This window comes from Pseudomonas sp. P4_B3, assembly GCF_056402295.1.
The window spans coordinates 1-22,970 of the sequence record NZ_JBFUHR010000032.1 but is presented as its reverse complement, the minus strand read 5'-3'; the positions used below and the strand labels follow the sequence as shown (position 1 = coordinate 22,970).

Below are 22,970 nucleotides of genomic sequence, written 5' to 3'. Positions count from 1 at the left end.
GTCATGTCCAGGAACGGTCCTTTCGCCCTGCTGTTTCATACCCTGGTGGTGGTGTTCATGATGGCGCCGCTGGTGGTGGTTTGCCTTGTGGCCTTCACCCCGGAAAACACCCTGAGCCTGCCGACCACGGAGTTCTCTCTACGCTGGTTTCGCGCGGTGTTCGAGCGTGCCGATTTTGTCGATGCGTTCTACAACAGCCTGATCCTGGCGTTCGGTGCAGCCACCCTGGCGACGCTGATTGCGGTGCCCGCCGCGCTGGCGATCACCAGGTTCGAGTTTCCCGGTCGAGACTTTCTCAACGGCCTGTTTCTGTCGCCGATCATCATTCCGCACCTGGTACTTGGTGTGGCGTTGCTGCACCTGTTTGCGTTGCTGGGTGTCAATGGCAGCTTCGTCTGGCTGATTTTCGCCCACGTGCTGGTGATTACACCGTATGTGCTGCGTCTGGTGCTGGCCTCGGCCATTGGCCTGGATCGCAGCGCCGAACACGCCGCGCAATCCTTGGGCGCCGGGCGCTTCACGCTGTTCCGCCAGATCACCCTGCCGATGATTCTGCCGGGGGTGGCCGGTGGCTGGCTACTGGCGTTCATCAACAGTTTCGACGAAGTCACGCTGTCGATTTTCGTCACCTCGCCGGCCACACAAACCCTGCCGGTGCGCATGTACGTGTACGCCACTGAGTCCATCGATCCGATGATGGCGGCGGTGTCGGCACTGGTGATTGCGCTGACCGCACTGACGATGATTCTGCTTGATCGGGTCTACGGCCTGGATCGGGTTCTGGTGGGTAAACAATGAGGGCGCCATGGCTCTGCTGAAACGACTGGCCGAAGCTGACCGCCCGGCCCTGGACTTTACCCTCGACGGCCATCGCGCCAGCGGTTTGCTCGGCGATACCGTGCTGACCGCCGTGCTGACTTGCAGCGAACACCTGCGCGGCAGCGACTTCAGTGCCGAACCCCGCGCCGGCTTCTGCCTGATGGGGGCCTGTCAGGATTGCTGGGTGCGACTGGGCGATGGTCGCCGGGTGCGCGCCTGCTCGACGCTGCTCGAAGCCGGGCAGCAGGTCTGCCGCGAACCGGGGCGATCGTTATGAATAAACATTCCATCTGTAGAAACCGAATCCCACAGGGGTGAGAGTATGAAGTCTGTGGTCATCGTCGGCGCCGGTCCGGCGGGCATTCGTGCGGCTCAAACGCTGGTTGCCCATGGCGTGCGTCCGGTGCTGCTGGACGAAGCCGCACGCGGCGGCGGGCAGATTTATCGGCGTCAACCGGCCAACTTCAAACGTTCGCCGGCCAAGCTGTATGGCTTTGAAGCACGCAAAGCCAATGCGCTGCATCAGACGATTGACGCACTGCGCGAACAAATCGATTACCGCGCCGAAACCCTGGTGTGGAATGCCGAAGACGGCGCCCTCGACACCTTGCAGAACGGCCGCGCAGCACGTTTGGAGTTCTCCCGGGTGATCGTCGCCACCGGCGCCACCGACCGGATTCTGCCCGTACCGGGCTGGACATTGCCGGGGGTCTACAGCCTCGGCGCGGCGCAAATCGCCTTGAAGTTCCAGGGCTGCGCCATCGGCGAACGCGTGGTGTTCGCCGGCAGCGGCCCGCTGCTGTACCTGGTCGCCTATCAATACGCCAAGGCTGGGGCCAACGTGGTCGCGGTGCTCGACAGCTCACCCTTCAGCGCACAGGCCCGAGCCCTGCCCGGCCTGCTGGCGCAACCGTCCACGCTGGCCAAAGGTATTTATTACCGCGGCTGGCTGACCGCGCACGGCATCCCTGTGCATCAAGGTGCGACCCTGGCAACCATCGACGGCGAGCAACGCGTGCAATCGCTGCGCTGGTCCAACGCCAAGGGCAACCACTCACTCGACTGCGACGCCGTGGCCTTCGCTCACGGCCTGCGCAGTGAAACCCAACTGGCCGATCTGCTCGGCTGTGAATTCGCCTGGAACCCACTCAATCGCGCCTGGTTACCGCAGCGTGACCGTGCGGGCCGCAGCAGTGTCGCCGAGGTTTATCTGGCGGGCGACGGCGCCGGCATCATGGGGGCGGACGCGGCGGAAATGGCCGGTGAGCGCGCCGCATTGGCACTGCTCGACGACATGGGTCATCTGATTTCGGCGCAGCGCCCTGCCCAGTTGGAACACCGCCTGGAACGCATTAGCGAATTTCGTCAGGGCCTCGAACGCGCCTTTACATTTCCCGACAACTGGGCCGCTGGTCTTACCGATGACGTGATGGTCTGTCGCTGTGAAGAAGTACGCGCCGGGGATATTCGCGATGTGGTGCGCGAAGGTCATTGGGAAATCAACCGGGTAAAGGCTCATTGTCGTGTCGGCATGGGGCGTTGCCAGGGTCGGATGTGCGGTGCCGCAGCAGCAGAAATCATTGCCTGCCAGAGCCAGCGCGCTGTGTCCGATATCGGCCGGTTGCGCGCCCAGGCACCGATCAAACCGCTGCCGTTTGGCCTGGAGATCGAGCTTTGAACGAAGTCGATGCAGTCATCATTGGCGGTGGCATTGTCGGTGCAAGCGCCGCCCTGTTTCTCAGTCGGGCCGGTCGGCGCGTGGCGCTGCTGGAACGGGATTTTTGCGGCTCACATTCCAGCGGCGTGAACTACGGCGGCGTGCGGCGTCAGGGTCGTCACCTGGCGCAATTGCCGCTGTCGCAAAAGGCCCACGAAATCTGGGCGCAGTTGCCACAACTGATTGGCATCGACGGCGAATACCAGCGCAGCGGTCACCTTAAACTGGCCCGCAGTCTCAACGATCTGCAAGCCCTGCGGGACTACGCCGATAGCAGTCGGGGGTTCGGTCTCGATCTGCAAGTGCTCGACCGAACCCAATTGCGCGCACGTTTTCCGTGGGTTGGAGACGTGGCGGCAGGCGCGTCCTATTGCCCTGACGATGGTCACGCCAACCCGCGCCTGGTGTCTCCGGCGTTCGCTCGGGCGGCGCGGCAACAGAGCGCGCAGGTTTACGAACAATGCGCGGTGAGCGCTGTAGAACATGACGGACAACGATTTCGTGTCCGTACGCAAACTGGCCTGGAATGGCGTGCACCCTGGCTGTTGAACTGCGCCGGAGCCTGGGCCGGCAGCCTGGCCACGCAGTTCGGCGAACCGGTGCCGATGCATTCAGGTCACCCGGCGATGCTGGTCACCGAACCGTTGCCGCTGGTGATGGATGCCAGCACCGGCGTCGAGGGCGGTGGCATTTATGCCCGTCAGGTTACTCGGGGAAATTGCGTACTGGGCGGCGGCCAGGGCTATGCCCTCGACGAGACCCGCGCCCGCCCCGGTCAAGGCGCAGTGCTGGAAATACTCCGCCAGGCCGTCGAGCTCTACCCGTTTCTTGAAGGTGCCCAGGCGATTCGTACCTGGAGCGGCACCGAAGGTTATCTGCCCGATCGCCAACCGGTGATCGGCCACAGTGGTACCCAACCCGGTCTGTTGCACGCGTTCGGCTTTGCCGGCGCCGGTTTCCAGATCGGTCCCGCGGTGGGCCAGGCGCTCACCGAAATCATCTGTAGCGGCGCATCAAAGACGTCGCTGGATGCGTTTTCCATCACCCGGTTTCACTCCATCTCCGTAGCTTGATAGAGGAAGGTCGCGCCAATGAATAACGTCAAATGCAGTGCACTGCTCGGTTTCTCTTGGCTAAGTTTTTCTTGCGTGGGCGCCCTGCTCACGGTCACTCAGGCCCAGGCCGAGCCAACACTTTATCTGGGCATGAACGGCGGGACCATGGAGCGGCTCTATGCCGACAAGGTGCTGCCGGCTTTCGAGAAGGCCAACAACGTCAAAGTAGTGATCGTACCGGGCACCTCATCCGATATCCTGGCCAAGGTTCAGGCCAGCAAGGGCAACCCGCAGATGCACGTGATGTTCCTCGACGACGGCATCATGTACCGCGCGATCTCCATGGGACTGTGCGACAAACTCGAAGACAACCCGACGCTGGAACAGATTCCGGCCAAGGGACGGATCAAGGACCAGGCCGTGGCGGTCAGCCTCGGGGTCACCGGGCTGGCATACAACACCCGCTTGTTCAAAGAAAAAGGCTGGAGCGCGCCGACCTCCTGGATGGACATGGCCGACCCGCGCTTCAAGGACAAACTGGTGTTCCAGTCGATGGCCTCTTCGACGTTCGGATTGCACGGTTTCCTGATGTTCAACCGGATCCAGGGCGGCACCGAAACCAATGTCGACCCTGGTTTCAAGGCCTGGCCGAACACCGTCGGGCGTAACGTACTGGAATACATTCCGAGCTCGGCGAAGATCTCCGAAATGCTTCAGACCGACGAAGCGGCGCTGTTCCCGTTGACGCCGACCCAGGTGACGGCTCTGAAGCTCAAGGGCATGCCAGTGGAATACGCACAGCCGAAGGAAGGCGCCGTGGTGCTCAACGTCGCCGAATGCGCAATCGCCAATAACACGCAACCGGAGCTGGCGCAAAAACTTGCCGCCTTCTTGCTGACCCCGCAAGCCCAGGCCGTCGCACTCGAGGATGGCGACCAGATTCCGTCCAACCCCAACACCCCAACCACCGAGCGAACCCATGGTCAGGTCGAAGCCATGAAACATTACCTCGATACGGCGATTGCCCTGGATTGGGATCAGGTTAACGAACAACGTCCGGCATGGAATGCGCGGTGGAGCCGCAGTATCGAGCGCTAGATCACTGGCAACGCACAGCTGTGTGGGCATCGGCATGACCTTGTGAGTGCGGGCTTGCTCCGGGCGGCGTTCCGACGAAGGCGGCCTGACAGTCGCCACATCTTTCCCGCTATCATGTCGCGCATTTGCGGTGCCACGCGCCTATTCCTTGATCAATAGCGAATCTGTTCATGCATACCCTTGCTCAATTGCGTAACGGCGAGTTGTCGGGCATCACGCGGCTGGATCTGGTCGACGGCCTGACCGAATTCCCCCGGGAGATCTTCGATCTGGCGGACTCGCTGGAAGTGCTCAACCTCAGCGGCAATGCCTTGAGCGCCCTGCCCGAGGACTTGCATCGCCTGAGCCGTTTGCGCGTGCTGTTCTGTTCCGATAACCGTTTCACCGAGTTGCCGGCCTGCCTGGGCCAATGCACCGCACTGACGATGATCGGCTTCAAGGCCAACCGCATCGACCACGTGCCCGCAGCGGCGCTCCCACCGCTGCTGCGCTGGCTGATCCTGACCGACAACTGCATCGAAACCTTGCCGACCGAACTGGGAGAGCGCCCGTTCCTGCAAAAGCTCATGCTCGCCGGCAACCGTTTGCAAGCGCTGCCGGAGTCGTTGCGCCAGTGCCATCGGCTGGAACTGATCCGCATCGCCGCCAACCGGTTGACCGGGTTGCCGCAATGGCTGCTGGAGCTGCCGAGCCTGACCTGGCTGGCGTACGCCGGTAACCCGCTGGAAACCGAAGCCGATGCCTCGGCCCTCGACGCCACACCGCGTATTGACTGGTCGGCATTGCGCCTGGAGAAAAAACTCGGCGAAGGGGCCTCCGGGGTGATTCATCAGGCCGTCTGGCAACCGGGCGACCAGCCGCCCATGGTCGTTGCGGTGAAGCTCTACAAGGGCGAAATGACCAGCGACGGTTCGCCATTGCACGAGATGAACGCCTGCATCACCGCTGGCCTGCACCCGAACCTGATCCGCGTCGAAGGGCGGATTGTCGATCACCCGCAGAAAACCGCCGGGCTGGTGATGCAACTGATCGCACCGAGCTACCGCAACCTCGCCGCACTGCCGAGCCTGGCGTCGTGCAGCCGCGACATTTACCCCGACGATTTGCGTTTCAGTGCCGCGGTGGCGCTGCGCATTGCCTCGGGCATTGCCTCGGTGGCCGAGCACCTGCACGGTCATGGCATCACCCACGGCGACCTCTATGGGCACAATATTCTGTGGAGTGAACAGGGTGATTGCTTGCTGGGGGACTTTGGTGCGGCGTCGTTCCACGCGATTTCCGACAGCCTTGAAAGCCGTGCCTTGCAGCGGATCGAGGTGCGGGCGTTCGGGGTGTTGTTGGGGGAGTTGCTGGCGCGAATCGACTCGGGGTTGAGCGATGAACTGCGTGGGGTGCTGGAAGATTTAGAACGGAGTTGCTGTCAGCCGCAGGTGCTGGAGCGGCCGGGGTTTGAGGAGATCGTCCAGGAGTTGGCTGGACTCAAGATATAAATACAGAACCTGTGGCGAGGCGGCGTTCCGACAAGCCCCTCGCCACAGGTCAGATCAAAGCCAGTTCGATCAACCCGCCAACCCGACAAACATGTCCTGCACGTCGTCGTGGTTATCGAGGCCTTCGAGGAACGCTTCGACTTCCGCCATCTGCTCATCGCTCAGGCCGCTGACCGGGTTTTTCGGCTGGTAGCCAAGTTTGGCCGACAGCACGGTGAAGCCTTGTTCCGGCAGGGCTTTCTGTACCGCATCGAGGTCGGTCGGCTCGGTCAGGAACAGGGTTGCACCCTCTTCACCCGGCTCGAAATCCTGTGCACCGGCTTCGATGGCGGCCATTTCCGGATCGGCGTCCGGGGTGTCCGGCGACGCTTCGATCATGCCGACGTGGTTGAAGTCCCAGGCCACGGAACCGGAAGCGCCCAGTTGACCCTTGCGGAATGCCACGCGGATCTCGGCGACGGTGCGATTGATGTTGTCGGTCACGCACTCAACGATCAACGGCACCTGATGCGGGGCGAACCCTTCATACGTCACGCGATGGTATTGCACGGTTTCGCCCAGCAGGCCCGCGCCCTTCTTGATGGCGCGATCCAGTGTTTCCTTGGGCATCGAAGCTTTCTTGGCCTGTTCAACCACCAGGCGCAAGTGCGCGTTGGTAGCAATATCAGCGCCGTTGCGCGCAGCAATGGTGATTTCCTTCACCAGTTTGCCGAAGATCTTGCCTTTGGCATTGGCTGCCGCTTCTTTGTGTTTAACCTTCCACTGTGCGCCCATTTCTCACTCTCTTATCTGTGGCATCTGTGGCGCCGAGACATCTATTGGTCGACGCTTTGTGCAAGTTTATACGGCCTAAAGTTGGCAATCGACCAAAAAATCCCGACTTGCATCGACATCTTCACCAGCGGTTGTAGGGCGATTCGGAAATGTCGCTTTAACGTGCCCGCAATGCGCTGGGGTTTCGTACGCTTTGCACCCTACTTCACGGCGGCAGCGTGTTCGATGCACAACGACAAGGAAAGTCCCACCACCCTGACGCTTCTCGACGACGACCTGAGTTTCCAGGTGGTCCGGTTCAGCGGTCATGAAGCACTCAACCAGCCCTATCGATTCGATATCGAGGTTATCGGGCTGGCACCGGCCCTGAACCTTGAGCGATTGCTGCGCCAACCGGTGTTCCTCGACTTCGGCCACGATCAAGGCATTCATGGCGTGCTACACAGCGCCAGTAGTGAACATCGAAGCGGGCACCGGGTCGCTTACAAGCTGGTGCTGGTGTCCCGTGTCCAAGTGCTGGAGCAGCAACGACGCCGACGCGTCTTCCAGCGCGCCAGCGTGCCCATGATCCTGCGCCAATTGCTCGAGGAACATGGGTTGCCCGCCGGCAGTTATCGCTTTGAACTGGCAGCCGGGCACTATCCCCTGCGACCTTTTTGCATTCAATACGATGAAACCGACCTGGCGTTGCTGCAACGACTGTGCGAGGAAGAAGGCATCCACTACCACTTCGAGCATCAACGCGATGGCCATGTCCTGGTGTTGGCCGATGACAGCCTGAGTTTCCCCCAGGAACCGCTGCTCATGCCGATGCGCAGCGGCGCCCTCGACGAACATCACGAACCTGTGATCAGCGAACTGTTCCAGCGCCATGACGCGGCGCTCTCCCCCGTGCGCCCGGGTGCCAGGAATCCTGGTGCAGCGGACACCAGCGACGGCGCAGCCAATCACTCGTTCGCCACGACGAGACACTTTCCCGCCCACGAACAACAACATCGCGATCAGCTCAGCCGTCGACAACTGGAACGTCTGCGTTGCCGACACCTGCAGATCCACGGCCAAAGTAACCAGGGTGCACTACGCAGTGGCCGGATCGTACAGGTGGCCGAGCACCCGCTGGCGAGTTTCAATGACCAATGGCTGGTCACCGAAATCCGCCATGAGGGGCGTCATTCATCGATTCTGTTCGACGACTCACCGGGCATCACCCCGGGCTACTGCAATCAATTCAGCGCCATCCCCTGGTCGACAGTGTTCAGGCCCTCGCTCAAACAACCCAGGCCGAGCATTCCCGGGTATCAGCCCGGCCAGGTGTGCGGCCTGGTCGGGCAACCGCCAACGGTGGATGAGGATGGCCGGGTTCAGGTGAACCTCTGGCCCGTCACACAAGCAGTCGCAGAGGCGTCCGATGGCCTGTGGCTGCCGCTGGCGCTGACCACCGCCGAGGACTGGATCGATCCGTCCCGCCTGCCCTTGGCCGGCAACGAGGTACTGGTGATTTTCCTCGACAGTGACCCGGATCGCCCGGTGCTCTGTACGGCCATGGGCCCACGGCCACAACCTCGCGGCCCTCGTCCGCGTGAGCCCCGTGGCGATACCCGCCTGCTGTTCGACTGGCTGCTCAGCCGCTCGGACCTTGCGCCCTGACACTCAGCCCTTGTCAGCCTTGCCGGCTGCTGCGGCGAACTTCGCCAATCGCACATCCAGATGCCGCGGCCGACGCCCGTGATCCTCTGCACGCTCCTTGCGGCGGATGGCGTTGCGCACCATCAGCGAGCCAATGTAGCGAATCGGTTCCGGCGGGAAAAAACCCAGCGGTCCGTTGACCAGTGGCGAACGGGTCCAGGGGTTGTCCAGGCCCAGGACCATCGACGCCAGAATCTGCCCGCCCATATGGCAGGGCCCGACACCGCTGCCGGAGTAGCCAAAACCGTAGAACACATTGCCACTGGCGCTCATCTGCCCGAAAAACGGCAGCCCGGTCACCGAACGGTCCGACGGACCATTCCAGGTCGCTTCGACCTTGACGTCGGCAAACGCCGGGAAGAAATCCGCCAGGCTGCTCTGCAACAAACCGGCGTAAGGCGAAGGTTGATCGAACACCGGCAGCATGCGTCCACCGTAAGCGAAGGTATTGCCACCCTTGCCAAGCATGATCCGGCCGTCCGGGGTGTTGTGGTAGTAGTGCACGAAAATCCGTGAATCGAGCACCGTGACGCCACTGGTCAGGCCGATTTCGTCGAGCAAATCCGGCCGAGGCTCGGTGATCAGCATGTCGCTGGAAACGATCGCCACGCTGCGCTCGAACAGCGGGAACGCTCGGGCCATCCAGGCGTTCATCGCCAGCACCACCCGGTCGGCGCGGACGGTGCCGCTGGGGGTTTGAATGCCCACCGGCTTGCCCTCTTCCAGCCCGGTCATCGCGGTGTTTTCGTGAATCCTCACGCCCAACTGCAAGGCAACCCGGCGCAGACCGCGCACCAGCTTGCCCGGCTGCACACTGGCCGCGGCCGGAGAAAACCAGCCCTCCAGGTGTTTGCCGGAGCCAGCCATGCGCTGCACATCGGCCACCGGCCGCTGGGTGAACGAGTTGATGCCGTGGCGCTCCAGTGCTGCGATGACCGCATCGGTCGAGCCGCATTGGGCACGGTTGGTGGCGGTGTAGAGCGTTCCGTCGAGGCGGTAATCGGCGTCCACCGCATACTGTTCGCAGAAGGCGCCGATGGCATGGATGCTGCGCTCGGACTCCTTGACCAGACGCACGGCCTCTTCGACGCCGAACAAACGCTCAAGGGTGAAATACTTGGCCGACCACGACAGCGCACAACCGCCATTGCGTCCACTGGCCCCGGCGCCGCAGATATCCGCTTCGACCAGCAACACGTCCAGCTCGGGGTTCTGCTCCTTGAGCATGATCGCGGTCCACAACCCGGTATAACCGCCGCCGACGATGCACACGTCGGCGCGGCTGTCGCCTTGCAGTGGCGGACAGGTTTCGGACGCATCAGCCTTCAAGGCCTGGTCCAGCCAAAAGGGTCTCATGGGAAATCTCCAGTCAATGGCCCACACGCCAGCCTGCCGCGGACGCAGCAGGCGACGAGGGACAGGATTCAGGTGCGCAGGGGTTTGATGGTCATCGTCCGATTGGGCACGAACGGGTAGTTGGTTTTCAGGCCGCCCGGGCGGCTGTTCCAGTGCGGGATCAGCACCAGCGCCGAGAACATGGCGCAGCCGGCGAAGACAATGAACACGGTAACGGTGTCGAAGTAGCCAGGCAGCAGGCCACCGAGAATCGCCCCGACCGAGCCGCAGCCGTTAACGAAACCGGCTGCTGTGGCGCCGGCCTTGGCAGTACCGAAATCGATGGCCGCCGCGCCGCTGATCATCGAGTCCGGTCCGTAGAGGGTCAGGCCCATGACGAACAGCAACGCCACCACCAGGACCACGCTACCGGTATGCAAGGCGCCCATGAACAGTGCCAAAGACACGGTCAGCGCCAACAGGCTGAGTACGCAAGCCGGCATGCGTCGGGCGCCGAACAGTTTGTCCGAGGCCAGGCCGATCATGATCGGTCCGAGCAATCCGGCCAGCTCGAACGAGGTCGGAATGATTGCTGCACCGACCTTACCCACCGAAGGCATCTGTTCGAAAACGATCACCGGCCCCCACAGCAGAATCGCGTAGCGCGCCGGTTTGAGCATGAAGTACGCCAGCCCGAGCACCAGCACCGTGCGGTTGCGCAGGATTTCCTTCAAAGGCTCCCACATGCTGATTTTGCTTTGCGCGTCAGCTTGTTCGGCGGTCAGCTCAGGTTCCGGCTCCACCGCCGGCAAGCCGACGTCCTCCGGTTTGTTACGTTGAAAAATAAAAAACAGCACGGCGACCAGCCCAACCACCGCCGCACTGGAAACAAACGCCGCATGCCAGGTGCCGATGAGCGTATACGCCCACCAACCGGCAAACGGCGACGCCACGAGACCGCCAAAGGCGTAGCAGGAACTCCACAGGCCCAGTACCCGCCCGCGTTGCTCCGAGGGAAAGAAGCTGCCGAGATTCTTGCACAGCCCCGACCAACCGGTGGACTGCGCCAGCCCTTGGATCAGCATGCAGGTAGCGAAAATCGGTAACGTTGCAAAGTTGCCCATCACCAGCGCCGCACAGGCGGAAATCAGCAACCCGCCCAGCACCACCACCCGCGGCCCGAAGCGGTCGGCAAGGATGCCCCAGGTGAATTGGCCGACGGCGTAGGCCGTCAAGTAGATGGCGTCGAGGTTGGCCATGGCCATTTTGTCGAGCATGAAGGTCGGGTCTTCGGCGATGCCGAGCTTGGCCACCGAGAAGGCTTTGCGGGTGAAGTAGAAAGCGGCGTAGGCGAGCCAGGTGATCGCGAAGATCTGCATGCGCCAACGCTTGATGGTGCCGATGTGCTTGTTCATTGTGGTTCTGACCTCAGGGTGTGAGTGTGCCGGCAGAATTGGAAGAAAACGCCTGTTTTTTTATTGTTGAGCACTGCGATATCGCCCTGTCCCTACGGCGGATACCGGTCAGATGAGTCCTGTTTTTGCACGCCCAGGCTCATGGCTCCCGCTGCTGTTCGACTGACCCGTCAGCGGGGCTGAGGTGGATAAAAACAATTACTGATTAATAAGTGAAATCGATTTATCGTATTTCAAAAATAAGCTCAGCTTGTTACTGGAGATTTCCATGTCGGTGTCCCACGCCCAGCTCAAAGCCTTCCATGCCGTGGCGGTCCATGGAAGCTTTACCAAAGCCGCCGAGCGGCTTTTTCTGACGCAGCCGGCGATTTCCGACCAGGTGCGCAAACTCGAAGAGCGCTACGGCGTCTTGCTGTTTCACCGCAACAAGCGCTCGGTGCGCCTGACCGATCTGGGCGAGCGCCTGCTGAGCGTTACCCAGCGGCTTTTTGTGATTGAGGCGCAAGCGCAGGAGCTGTTGCAGGATTCCCAGGCCTTGCAGACCGGCAGCCTGATTCTGGCGGTGGATGCACCGGTGCATGTGCTGCCGCAGATTGCCCGCTTCTGCGAACGCTACCCCGGGATCAGCGTGAAGATCGAAACCGGCAACACCGATGAGTCGCTGTTTCGACTGTTCAACTATCAGGCCGACCTGGCGTTACTGGGCCGTGACGTCAGCGATGAACGCCTGATCTCCCTGTCCCTGCGTAACGACCCGATGGTGGCGTTCGTGTCGCGCAATCATCCGTGGGCGGATCGCGAATCCATCACCCTCGCGGACCTCGACGACACGCCGCTGGTGTTGCGGGAAATCGGTTCGGTGACCCGGCAGACCCTGGAAGAAGAAATGCAACGCGCCGGGTTCCGCATTCGCCCGGCGATTCAGGTCGAAGGCCGGGAGGCGGCGCGGGAAGCGGTGGTGGTCGGGATCGGGGTGGGCGTGGTGTCGGCTGCCGAGTTTGGCGCCGACTCCAGGGTTTGTGCACTGCCGATTACCGATTGCGAACGACGGCTGACTGAAACACTGGTTTGCCTGCGCGAGCAGAGCTCGCGGCGGGTGGTGGCGACGTTTCTTGAGATGGTGCGCGAGAGTCTGAACTGACCCCATCACCTTACGCTGGCGCCAACCCGAAAAACGCCTGAATCAAGCGCAAATCCCGTCGCCGCTCCATGCACCCGATCATGTGCCGATTCACCAGCCCCTCGCCAATAATCGGCACCGCCGCCACCCGCGGGTCGTGGCTGACCTCCACCGACGACACCACCCCCACCCCCAGTTCGGCGGCCACCGCTTCAGTCACCGCTTCGCGGCTGTCCAGTTCCAGCAGCACCCGCGGATTGACCCTGGCCTGGGCGCAAGCCTCATCGAAGGTGCGCCGGGTAATCGAACCCGGTTCGCGCAGCACCATGATCACCTGATCCAGTTCCTTGAGCTGCACGCCTTTGGCCTTCTGCGCCCAAGGATGCCCGGCGGGCACCAGCGCGCAAATCCGTGATTCGTTCAGCGCCTGCAGATGCAAGCCCTTGCGCGGCTCGACCTCGGTCAGTACCGCCACGTCGGCATGTTCGGACAGCAGCGCCGCCAGGGTTTCCTGGGCGTTGCCCAGGCGCAGGTTCACCGTGATCCCCGGATAGCGCGCCCGCAGGCTGGCGAGCATCGGCATGACCATGTGCGGACCGTCCGCCGCCACCTCCAGACGCCCGGTCAGCAATTGCCGGTTGGCTTCGAGCATCACCTGCGCCTCTTCGGCCAGGCCGAACATCGCCCGGGTGATGGCCGCCAGTTTGGTGCCCTCCTCCGTCAGTTCCACTCGGCGGGCGGTGCGGCGCAGCAAGGTGATCTGGTAGTGCTCCTCCAGGGCCTTGATGTGCCCGGTAACCGCCGGCTGGCTGATGAACAGCCGCGCCGCCGCCCGGGTAAAGCTGCCTTCCCGCGCCACGGCATCGAATGCGCGCAGCTGAAACAGGTTCATGAATAACCCTCACTGATGGCTGGCATAACAATAAACAATTTGATTGATAACACGGCAAATTGCAATTTAGGTCCCGTAGCTTCATCCCATCGATTGCGAGGACACGAGAATGAGTACTGCCGAACCCATCCTGCTCACCCCCGGCCCGTTGACCACGTCGGCCCGCACCCGTCAGGCGATGATGATCGACTGGGGTTCATGGGATGACCGTTTCAATCAATTGACCGCCAGCCTCTGCGAGCAACTGCTGGCAATCATCAACGGCGCCGCCACTCACCACTGCGTGCCCCTGCAAGGCAGTGGCACCTTCGCGGTCGAGGCAGCGATCGGCACGCTGGTGCCTCGGGACGGCAAGATTCTGGTATTGATCAACGGCGCCTACGGTAAACGCCTGGCGAAAATCTGTGATGTGCTCGGCCGCGCCTACAGTACCTTCGAAACCGCCGAAGACGAGCCGACCACCGCCGCCGACGTCGACCGCCTGCTGCGTGCCGACACCGGCATCACCCACGTCGCCCTGATTCACTGCGAAACCAGCACCGGCATCCTCAATCCACTGCCGCAGATCGCCCAGGTCGTCGCAGAACACGGCAAGCACCTGATCATCGACGCCATGAGTTCCTTCGGTGCCCTGCCGGTGGATGCGCAGCAAGTGCCGTTCGACGCACTGATCGCCGCCTCGGGCAAATGCCTGGAGGGCGTGCCAGGCATGGGTTTTGTCTTCGCTCGCAAAGAATCCCTGGCCAACGCCACCGGTAACTCGCATTCGCTGGCCATGGACCTGCAGGACCAGCACGCCTACATGGCCAAGACCGGCCAGTGGCGCTTCACCCCGCCGACCCATGTGGTCGCCGCACTGCACGAAGCCCTGCTGCAATACAACGAAGAAGGTGGCTTGCCGGCCCGGCACGAACGCTATGCCGCCAACTGCCAGGTGTTGATGGAAGAGATGGGCAAACTGGGGCTGCGCAGCTTCCTGCCGGCGGCTATTCAGGCGCCGATCATCGCCACCTTTCATGCCCCGAAAGATCCTCGCTACCAGTTCAAAGAGTTCTACGAACGGGTCAAGGCCAAGGGCTACATCCTCTATCCCGGCAAACTGACCCAGGTCGAAACCTTCCGCGTCGGCTGCATCGGCCATGTCCAGCCAGCCGAAATGCGCGAAGCCGTGGCGGCGATTGCTGAAGTGTTGCGCGAGATGGAAGTGTTAGAGATCTAAACCTCACCACATTCCCCTGTAGGAGCGAGCTTGCTCGCGAAGAGGCCCGGTCAGTCGACTCACATGTTGAATGAAAGACCATCGCGAGCAAGTCGGATCGCCGCACCGTCGCTCCTACAGTAAAGCTGCTCTCCAATAGCCAGTTATTACAGGACTCAGATCACCATGAACTACTCCAACCCAACCAAACTGCAAGCCGCCATCCTCGACTGGGCCGGCACCGTGGTCGACTTCGGCTCCTTCGCCCCGACGCAGATTTTCGTCGAGGCCTTCGCCGAGTTCGACGTCCAGGTGTCCATCGAAGAGGCCCGTGGCCCGATGGGCATGGGCAAGTGGGATCACATCCGCACCCTGTGCGATCTGCCGGAAGTCGCCGAGCGTTATCGCAAAGTGTTCGGCCGCACGCCGACCGACGATGACGTGACCGCCGTCTACCAACGCTTCATGCCGCTGCAGATCGAAAAAATCGCCGAACACTCGGCGCTGATTCCGGGGGCGCTGGAGACCATCGCCAACCTGCGCCAGCAAGGGATCAAGATCGGCTCCTGCTCCGGCTACCCGAAACAGGTCATGGACAAAGTAGTCGAACTGGCTGCCACCAACGGCTACGTCGCCGATCACGTGGTCGCCACCGACGAAGTCCCGAATGGCCGCCCATGGCCCGCCCAGGCACTGGCCAACGTCATCGCCCTGGGCATCGACGATGTCGCCGCGTGCGTGAAGATCGATGACACGGTGCCGGGCATTCTCGAAGGTCGCCGCGCCGGCATGTGGACCGTGGCGCTGATCTGCTCGGGCAACGCCCTGGGCCTGGACTACGAAGGTTATCGCGCGCTGGGCAGCGACCAACTGGACAGCGAGCGCAAGCGCATCCACGCAATGTTCGAAGGTTCGCGCCCGCACTACATGATCGACACCATCACTGATCTGCCGGAAGTGATCGCCGACATCAACAAGCGTCTGGCCAATGGAGAAATGCCGCAATCGAGCTAAGAAATCGCAACTCCCCCTGTAGGAGCGAGCTTGCTCGCGATGGTCTCAAGTATGCCGCGGTTACCCAGTGGGTGTGCGTCATCGTTGGCGACCTTCGCGAGCAAGCTCGCTCCTACAGGGGAATGTGTTTTTCTGCCTATTACCCGAACCTGCGCATCCAGCGACCAATCGCCTCAGGCAAACCCGGTGAAACAGGATTACAGTTAACGCACACCGTCGGACAAGAGCGGTGGCTTTAAACCGGACCTCTGAGGAATACCGTATGCCGTGGCAAAACTCCGAATCGCGCTACAGCACCGTATCGATCGCGCTGCATTGGTTGATGCTGGTCCTGTTGGTGCTGGTTTACGCCTGTATCGAGTTTCGCGGGATCTTTCCCAAGGGCAGTGGCGGGCGCACGCTGATCGTCGAATCACACTTCCTGCTCGGCCTGACCGTATTCGTTCTGGTCTGGGTGCGATTGTTCGCGCGCAGTCTCGGCCCGGCGCCGCAGATCTTCCCGGCCTCGCCACACTGGCAAACGACGCTGGCCAGGCTGATGCACTGGGCGCTGTACATTTTCATGATCGTCACGCCGATTCTCGGGTGGCTGGTCACCAGCGCCAAAGGCAATCAGGTGATGTTTTACGGTTTCGACCTGCCGATGCTGATAGCAGAAAACAAGGACCTGGCCAAACAACTCCAGGGCTGGCATGAGCTCGGCGGCACTATCGGCTATTGGCTGATCGGCCTGCATGCCGTGGCCGGGTTGTATCACCACTATGTGGTGGGCGATAACACCTTGCTGCGGATGATGCCCAAGCGGGTAAACCGCGATACCTGAGACCAATGAATTCCAATGTGGGAGCGGGCTTGCTCCCACACTGGATCGCAGCGCCGCTCAGCTTTTTGAGCTCAATCCCCGCCGCCCCTGCAAGCCGCCGGTGTGGATGAAGATCAGTCGCGTACCTTGGGCGAATCGGCCCGCTTCGACTTGGTGCTTGAGTGCCAGCAGTGCCTTGCCGGTATACAGCGGCTCCAGTGGAATATTTCCTACCTGCTCTGTCTGTTCGATAAAGTCGAGCAGCAGTGGATCAACCTTGGCGAACCCGCCGCGACTGGCCTCGAACAGCTCATACACCGCATCGACCACACCCGATTCCTGCACCATCCTCTCGACCTGCTGAGCCACCCCGTGGTCACCAGGCACCGCCAGGGCACCGTACACCGGATGATCCCCCGCTTCGCCCAGCACCAGGCCGGCCAGGGTCGTGCCGGTTCCGCAGGCCAGCCACCAGCCGTCGTAATCGCTCCAGCCCAAGCCCTCCAGTTGCGCGCAAACGCTGGCCCGCAGTTGCATGCAACCCAGGGCGCCAGGCAAACCACCTCCCCCTTCAGGCACCGGATACAACGTCGGATAGCGGGTTTGCCAGGGTTGCCAGAAACCCGCGTCATGCCGCGCTCGATAGCCTGCGTAACCCAGCCAGTGCAACTGCATGCCGAACGCCTGCAAGTCTTTGACCGTCGGGGTTTCCTGAGGATGCCCGCGCAGCAGGCCGACGGTGGAAAAGCCGAAACGTTTGCCTGCCGCCGCTAACGCGTGGAGGTGATTGGAGTGCGCGCCACCGAGACTGATGATGCCTTCGGCACCGAGGCGCTCGGCGGTCTTCAGGTGCTCGATGAGCTTGAACCATTTGTTGCCGCTGATCAGCGGGTCGATCTGGTCCAGGCGCAGGATCGCCACTTCGATGCCGGCGTGAGTGAGCCAGTCGAGGTGAAGGGGGTCGAGGGGGACTTGAGGAAGCCAGTTGTCAGGAGGAGAAAGCATGATGCCGGATCATTGGAGTGATCCGGCATCTTAGCAGCACCTTTGTGGCGAGTGAGCTTGTCGGACGTGGATTACAACTGCGCCGCCAACCGCGAACCCTGATTGATCGCCCGCTTGGCATCCAGCTCTGCCGCAACATCCGCGCCACCGATCAGGTGCACGCTCTGCCCCGCCGCCACCAGACCGTCATGCAACTCACGTAGTGGATCCTGCCCGGCGCAGATCACGATGTTGTCCACTGGCAGCACCTGCGGCTCGCCGGTTTCGCCGATGCGGATGTGCAGGCCTTCGTCGTCGATCTTCAGGTATTCGACGCTGTTGAGCATCTGCACCTGTTTGTTCTTCAGGCCGGTGCGATGAATCCAGCCGGTGGTCTTGCCCAAGCCGTCGCCGACCTTGGATTTCTTGCGTTGCAGCAGGAACACCTCGCGGGCCGGGGCATGGGGCGCGGCCTTTATACCAGCGACACCGCCGCGCGCTTCAAGGTGCGTATCGATGCCCCACTCCTTCCAGAACGCGGAGCGATCCTGACTGGTGGCGACGCCTTCATGCACAAGGAACTCGGAGACGTCGAAACCGATACCACCGGCACCAATCACCGCGACGCGCTTGCCGACCGGTTTGCGCTCCAGGATCACGTCCAGGTAGCTCAGCACCTTGGCGTTTTCCACCCCCGCAATGGCCGGCAGGCGCGGCGCAATGCCGGTGGCCAGAATGATCTCGTCATAGCCGCCCTCGACCAGCCCGGCCACGTCGACGCGGGTGTTCAGGCACACCTCGACGTTGGTGGTCTGCAACTTGCGGTTGAAGTAGCGAATGGTCTCAAAGAACTCTTCCTTGCCCGGAACGCGCTTAGCGATGTTGAACTGACCGCCGATTTCGCTGGCCGAATCGAACAGCGTCACCTGATGGCCACGCTCGGCGGCCACGGTCGCGGCAGACAAACCAGCCGGGCCGGCACCGACCACAGCGATTTTCTTCAGTTGCTGCACGGGCAGGTAATTGAGTTCGGTTTCGTGACAGGCACGCGGGTTGACCAGGCAGCTGGTCAGCTTGCCGCCGAAGGTGTGATCGAGGCAGGCCTGGTTGCAACCGATGCAAGTGTTGATCTCATCGGCGCGACCTTCAGCGGCCTTGTTGACGAAATCCGGGTCGGCGAGGAACGGCCGCGCCATGGACACCATGTCGGCATCGCCTTCGGCCAGGATCTGCTCGGCCACTTGCGGGGTGTTGATACGGTTGGTGGTGATCAGCGGAATAGTGACCGAACCACGCAGCTTGGCCGTGACCTTGCTGAAGGCCGCGCGTGGCACTTTGGTGGCGATGGTCGGAATCCGCGCTTCGTGCCAGCCGATACCGGTGTTGATGATGGTCGCGCCGGCCTGCTCGATGGCCTTGGCCAACTGCACGATTTCTTCCCAGGTGCTGCCGCCTTCGACCAGGTCGAGCATCGACAGGCGGAAAATGATGATGAAGTTCGGGCCTACCGCTTCGCGCACGCGACGCACGATTTCCACCGGCAGGCGCATACGATTTTCGTAGCTGCCGCCCCAGCGGTCGGTGCGGTGGTTGGTGTGGGCGGCGAGGAACTGGTTAATGAAATAACCCTCCGAGCCCATGATTTCCACACCGTCGTACTCGGCGGTTTGCGCCAGTACCGAGCAGGTGACGAAATCGCTGATCTGCTTCTCGATGCCTTCCTCGTCCAGCTCCTTGGGCTTGAACGGGTTGATCGGCGCCTGGATCGCACTAGGTGCAACCTGTTTCGGGCTGTAGGCATAACGACCGGCATGGAGGATCTGCATGCAGATCTTGCCGCCCGCATCATGCACGGCACGGGTGACGATACGGTGCTTGAGCGCCTCTTCTTCGGTCGTCAGCTTGGCCGCACCGGAATACACGCCACCCTCGTCGTTCGGGCCGATACCGCCGGTGACCATCAGGCCGACACCACCACGGGCACGCTCGGCAAAGTACGCCGCCATGCGCTCGAAGCCACCCGGTTTCTCTTCAAGGCCAGTGTGCATCGACCCCATCAGGGTGCGGTTGCGCAGCGTGGTGAAACCCAGGTCCAGCGGAGCCAACAGGTGCGGGTATTGAGCGGCGGTCATCGGTAACTCCACATCGAGCGATCACGGAAAGTGCGGAAGCTCTACGGCCCCCATCAGTCATGTTCGACAGACTAAGAGTCGAGACGCTGTCGCTCAATGACCGTAACTGACAACTTAATGATCGAAGTGAGCAGCTACAACTCAAAACCAAAACGACCTTCCGGTGCAGGTCCGGGTTGAAACCTGCTCCAGGAAGGTCGCTACCTTTCGGACTCTGGACAAGCCCGCAAGATTTACGCGCGGAACCGGCTTAGCATGCGCTTGCTACCGTCCGCGCAGGCGCAACGTAGTCGTCCTGTTGTTTCGCTCGCTGGGTCAACACCAGCATCGTCAGGAACCCCAGCGCAATCAGTACCGGATAAGCCATCAACAGTTCGGAAAGGGAATACTTCCAGGCCAAAGGACGTCCGACACCCAGCATGGCGGCATACATCCAGGACACTGCCGACAACGAACCGCAGGCCAACGCCAGCATCCGTGCACTGAATCCGAGATTGAGCAGGGAGCCTGCCTTTTGCAGTGCCGGCAGTACCAGGCGATGCAACAAGACGCCGTTGTAACTCAACAACGCGACAATAATGACTTTGGCTTGAAGCTTTGGATTCATGAAGTATTCGACACCTTTACCCAGGTAATCAATACCGACGACAGCGACACCCGTTACCCACAGAGCTATTAGTGCAACGATGACAGACTTTTGAAGACTTTCCATGTGAGCATTATCATGCTCAGTAAATACTTTCCGCTTTAAAAGATCTCTAACCATCGCAACATCACTGGTCAGCACCAAACCGATGGCCACACAACACGCCACCAAATGAACGTAAATAACGCCCAGACGCAAAAACTCCATGAATTCCTTATTTTCCAGCAGACTCATAATGGTATTTATCGCCACGGTATTTTCTCCACCTTATTCGACAGTACAGATCGACTACCTGACAGGATTTTTTACTTATTCAAATATCCTGTGCGACCTTACTTCTAAAAGATAAGCCAAGTCATGAACCCGGCACTGTTAACCTCATTGATTCGCTCGGCAAATCAATGAACGGCTTTTTTTCACCTCCCTGAACTTCAGATAAAAAACCCCAATTTGCACTCACTGCATTTGAGATCCAACTTCCACTTCTTTTTTGCGATTGCGGGGGCAGGTCATGGCTGACGTGCTTGAGAATCAGAGGCCACAGACGCTCCAATGTTCACTTTTCGAACAAACCACCGACAAGCGGTGCGTAGCGCAAGTGCGCCTGAAGCGACAGTAATGAGCCAACTTTCGCGCTATGCCCCACCACAACTGGCCTGCTTGATTACATGCAGTTTTACAACTGCATATTGGATCCGCTAGTTGTTATACATCCGACAACGCGCGCAATAGCGAGCGACTCTCATCCAGAGCAAACTCCGATTGCGAATTCCACCCTGATTCGGCCACCCTTTCAGGCAGATGGCAACGCAGGATTAACTTAAACAATAAGGGTGTAAATCAAGTCTCTGCGCTCATGCTCAAAACCCGAAGTAAACAAATGCCGTGGCTGCCGCTATACCCCATGCGGCCAACGCCATGACTGTCGAATTGTGCGGTAACCGGGATTCGCTCAAGCGCTGTAAGCCGGGCTTGGAAAACCCGGTTTGGTCATAACGGCAATCCATGATTGCCCGGTAGGTATATCGGAGGCCGACCAACAGAAACAGGGTGATCAGGCCGAGGACAAGTCCACGCCTGACAGGCGGTTTAACCAATGGTGCAAGGTGATCCTGTTCGCAGGCAATGCTATTGACATGCGCAACGGTAATTAGTTGATAGTCCGTCGAAGACCGCTTTTGGCCAATCTGGATCGCCGCCTGTTGCTCTAGATCCAACACCTGATACTTCCAGAGCGTTGACGAACCTTTGCGGCAGAAGGTAAACGCTGCAGGACTTGAGACGGCGATAATAAAAGCGTCGTTGATGTCCAGTTTTTTCAGCGTTTCTGTGGCTGACCTGGTGAAGCCCAGGTCGAAGACCGAAGTGATCCCGGTAGCAGAAGCCGCGACCGCAACCAATAGGCTGCTCAAGAGGCAGATGGCTGAAATGTTCAAGGCCGGGTTTCCTTTTTCCATTGTTTCTTTGATTTCGCAGTTCGGTTCCAACTTGCCTTGATGAGTTCCAGTACGCTGCTGGCATCCCGATAGCCAGTGGACAATTGAATGGAAGGAGAAAGGGAGGGCATCCATTGCCCTCCCCTCCGCTGTCCACGCTCCTTGCGACAGTACTGACCAGGACCTCAAGTGGCCAGAATGAAGTCCGTCTGATCGACGGCCGCGCTGTTGACACCAACAAGGTGAATGGTGTCCGCCCCGATCCCTACCACCGTGTCCGCCCCGTTAGCCGTTATGGTCACGTTGGCAGCGAACGTCGCGCTGTTGATCCCCAGCGCCGTGATATTGAGCAAGTCCTGCCCGGCCGGATTGGCTCCGAAGTTCAGGATCGTATCGTTGCCGAAACCCGCGGCAGCAAACACGAACGTATCGTTGCCGGCGACGCCGCCACTCATCACGTCGTTACCGCCACCGCCGGTGAGAACGTCGTTACCCGCACCACCCACGATATTATTGCCGAGCACGTTGCCGGTGCCCGCGAAGTTGCCGCTGCCGCCGAAAAACAGATTTTCGACGTTGGCACCCAGGGTGTAGCTCGCGAGCGAGGTCCAGACCGTGTCGTTGCCGCCACCGGCGTTCTCGCCTACCACGTCCCCAAGGTCGGTGACTTCGTAGATATCGTTGCCAGCACCGCCGGCCATCGTGTCGGCACCTGCGCCACCGATGAGGAGGTCGTTACCAGCACCGCCCACGAGTGTGTTGTCGAGCACGTTGCCGGAGCCCGCAAAGTTGCCGCTGCCGCCGAAAAACAGATTTTCGACGTTGGCACCCAGGCTGTAGTTCGCGAGCGAGGTCCAGACCGTGTCGCTGCCGGCACCGGCGAGCTCGATCACCACGTCCCCAAGGTCGGTGGCTTCGTAGATATCGCTGCCAGCACCGCCGGCCATCGTGTCGGCACCTGCGCCACCGATGATGACGTCGTTACCCGCACCGCCCGCGATCGTATTGCCGAGCACGTTACCGGTGCCCGCGAAGTTGCCGCTGCCGCCGAAAAACAGATTCTCGACGTTGGCGCCCAGGGTGTAGCTTGCGAGCGAGGTCCAGACCGTGTCGCTGCCGGCACCGGCGAGCTCGCTCACCACGTCCCCAAGGTCGGTGACTTCGTAGACATCGTTGCCGACACCGCCGGCCATCGTGTCGGCACCTGCGCCACCGATCAGGACGTCGTTACCCGCACCGCCCACGAGTATGTTGTCGAGCGCGTTACCGCTGCCCGCAAAGTCGCCGCTGCCGCCGAAAAACAGATTTTCGACGTTGGCACTCAGGGTGTAGCCCGAGAGCGAGGTCCAGACCGTGT

The 22,970-nt window shown here is 61.0% G+C and carries 20 protein-coding genes; 11 read left to right on the top strand and 9 right to left on the bottom strand.

Going from position 1 to position 22,970, the window contains the following annotated elements:
- Positions 1-3: 3 nt before the first annotated feature.
- The 6 genes from AC1DWG_RS28035 to AC1DWG_RS28010 all read left to right on the top strand — a co-directional run bounded on the left by AC1DWG_RS28035 (position 4) and on the right by AC1DWG_RS28010 (position 6,179).
- Complete coding sequence (locus tag AC1DWG_RS28035) at positions 4-798, top strand: ABC transporter permease (RefSeq protein WP_477755132.1); 795 nt, start codon at positions 4-6, stop codon at positions 796-798.
- A gap of 7 nt (positions 799-805) precedes the next feature.
- Positions 806-1,096, top strand: a complete 291-nt coding sequence (locus AC1DWG_RS28030) for a (2Fe-2S)-binding protein (RefSeq protein WP_477764599.1) — start codon at positions 806-808, stop codon at positions 1,094-1,096.
- 45 nt (positions 1,097-1,141) lie between these two features.
- Complete coding sequence (locus AC1DWG_RS28025) at positions 1,142-2,497, top strand: FAD/NAD(P)-dependent oxidoreductase (RefSeq protein WP_477788655.1); 1,356 nt, start codon at positions 1,142-1,144, stop codon at positions 2,495-2,497.
- Positions 2,494-3,609, top strand: a complete 1,116-nt coding sequence (locus tag AC1DWG_RS28020) for an NAD(P)/FAD-dependent oxidoreductase (RefSeq protein ID WP_477764601.1) — start codon at positions 2,494-2,496, stop codon at positions 3,607-3,609. Before AC1DWG_RS28025 ends, AC1DWG_RS28020 begins: the two co-directional genes overlap by 4 nt.
- Positions 3,610-3,627: 18 nt before the next feature.
- Positions 3,628-4,689 (top strand): ABC transporter substrate-binding protein, encoded by a 1,062-nt coding sequence (locus tag AC1DWG_RS28015; protein WP_477788654.1) that lies wholly within the window; start codon positions 3,628-3,630, stop codon positions 4,687-4,689.
- Between the two features lie 170 nt (positions 4,690-4,859).
- Positions 4,860-6,179 (top strand): leucine-rich repeat-containing protein kinase family protein, encoded by a 1,320-nt coding sequence (locus AC1DWG_RS28010; protein WP_477764603.1) that lies wholly within the window; start codon positions 4,860-4,862, stop codon positions 6,177-6,179.
- Between the two features lie 69 nt (positions 6,180-6,248).
- Here the strand turns inward: AC1DWG_RS28010 and AC1DWG_RS28005 are convergent, their stop codons facing one another.
- Positions 6,249-6,953 (bottom strand): YebC/PmpR family DNA-binding transcriptional regulator, encoded by a 705-nt coding sequence (locus tag AC1DWG_RS28005; protein WP_008051121.1) that lies wholly within the window; start codon positions 6,951-6,953, stop codon positions 6,249-6,251.
- A gap of 225 nt (positions 6,954-7,178) precedes the next feature.
- Between AC1DWG_RS28005 and AC1DWG_RS28000 the strand changes: the two genes are divergently transcribed.
- Entirely contained in the window at positions 7,179-8,600 is a 1,422-nt protein-coding gene (locus tag AC1DWG_RS28000) for a type VI secretion system Vgr family protein (protein WP_477788665.1), read from the top strand.
- Between the two features lie 3 nt (positions 8,601-8,603).
- Here AC1DWG_RS28000 and AC1DWG_RS27995 read toward each other — a convergent pair whose 3' ends face one another.
- The gene (locus AC1DWG_RS27995; RefSeq protein WP_477764604.1) at positions 8,604-9,995 is read right to left on the bottom strand and encodes an FAD-dependent oxidoreductase; all 1,392 of its coding nucleotides are present in this window, start codon (positions 9,993-9,995) and stop codon (positions 8,604-8,606) included.
- A gap of 68 nt (positions 9,996-10,063) precedes the next feature.
- Positions 10,064-11,389 (bottom strand): MFS transporter, encoded by a 1,326-nt coding sequence (locus tag AC1DWG_RS27990; protein ID WP_477764605.1) that lies wholly within the window; start codon positions 11,387-11,389, stop codon positions 10,064-10,066.
- A gap of 268 nt (positions 11,390-11,657) precedes the next feature.
- Here AC1DWG_RS27990 and AC1DWG_RS27985 point away from each other — a divergent pair, with 268 nt between their 5' ends.
- On the top strand, positions 11,658-12,530 hold the full coding sequence (locus AC1DWG_RS27985) for a LysR family transcriptional regulator (RefSeq protein WP_477764606.1): 873 nt from the start codon (positions 11,658-11,660) through the stop codon (positions 12,528-12,530).
- A gap of 10 nt (positions 12,531-12,540) precedes the next feature.
- On the opposite strand, the gene AC1DWG_RS27980 is transcribed toward AC1DWG_RS27985, so the two are convergent.
- The gene (locus AC1DWG_RS27980) at positions 12,541-13,401 is read right to left on the bottom strand and encodes a LysR substrate-binding domain-containing protein (RefSeq protein WP_477764607.1); all 861 of its coding nucleotides are present in this window, start codon (positions 13,399-13,401) and stop codon (positions 12,541-12,543) included.
- A 109-nt stretch (positions 13,402-13,510) separates the two neighbouring features.
- Here AC1DWG_RS27980 and AC1DWG_RS27975 point away from each other — a divergent pair, with 109 nt between their 5' ends.
- The 3 genes from AC1DWG_RS27975 (at position 13,511) to AC1DWG_RS27965 (ending at position 16,436) form a co-directional block, all read left to right on the top strand.
- The gene (locus AC1DWG_RS27975; protein ID WP_477788653.1) at positions 13,511-14,620 is read left to right on the top strand and encodes a 2-aminoethylphosphonate--pyruvate transaminase; all 1,110 of its coding nucleotides are present in this window, start codon (positions 13,511-13,513) and stop codon (positions 14,618-14,620) included.
- A gap of 165 nt (positions 14,621-14,785) precedes the next feature.
- Positions 14,786-15,613: a phosphonoacetaldehyde hydrolase gene (phnX, locus tag AC1DWG_RS27970; RefSeq protein ID WP_477764609.1), complete on the top strand. Its 828-nt coding sequence runs from the start codon at positions 14,786-14,788 to the stop codon at positions 15,611-15,613.
- 262 nt (positions 15,614-15,875) lie between these two features.
- Complete coding sequence (locus AC1DWG_RS27965) at positions 15,876-16,436, top strand: cytochrome b (RefSeq protein WP_477764610.1); 561 nt, start codon at positions 15,876-15,878, stop codon at positions 16,434-16,436.
- A gap of 57 nt (positions 16,437-16,493) precedes the next feature.
- On the opposite strand, the gene AC1DWG_RS27960 is transcribed toward AC1DWG_RS27965, so the two are convergent.
- The 5 genes from AC1DWG_RS27960 to AC1DWG_RS27940 form a co-directional block, all read right to left on the bottom strand.
- Positions 16,494-17,420, bottom strand: coding sequence for a 1-aminocyclopropane-1-carboxylate deaminase/D-cysteine desulfhydrase (locus AC1DWG_RS27960; protein WP_477788652.1), 927 nt, complete (start codon positions 17,418-17,420; stop codon positions 16,494-16,496).
- A gap of 71 nt (positions 17,421-17,491) precedes the next feature.
- Entirely contained in the window at positions 17,492-19,531 is a 2,040-nt protein-coding gene (locus tag AC1DWG_RS27955) for a 2,4-dienoyl-CoA reductase FMN-binding domain-containing protein (RefSeq protein ID WP_477788651.1), read from the bottom strand.
- A gap of 250 nt (positions 19,532-19,781) precedes the next feature.
- A complete protein-coding gene (locus AC1DWG_RS27950) occupies positions 19,782-20,429 on the bottom strand; it encodes a hypothetical protein (protein WP_477788650.1) in 648 nt (215 codons plus the stop codon).
- 608 nt (positions 20,430-21,037) lie between these two features.
- Positions 21,038-21,748, bottom strand: coding sequence for a hypothetical protein (locus AC1DWG_RS27945; protein ID WP_477754903.1), 711 nt, complete (start codon positions 21,746-21,748; stop codon positions 21,038-21,040).
- A 50-nt stretch (positions 21,749-21,798) separates the two neighbouring features.
- Positions 21,799-22,970, bottom strand: a 1,172-nt coding sequence (locus tag AC1DWG_RS27940; protein WP_477788649.1) for a calcium-binding protein, incomplete at its 5' end; no start/stop codon positions are given.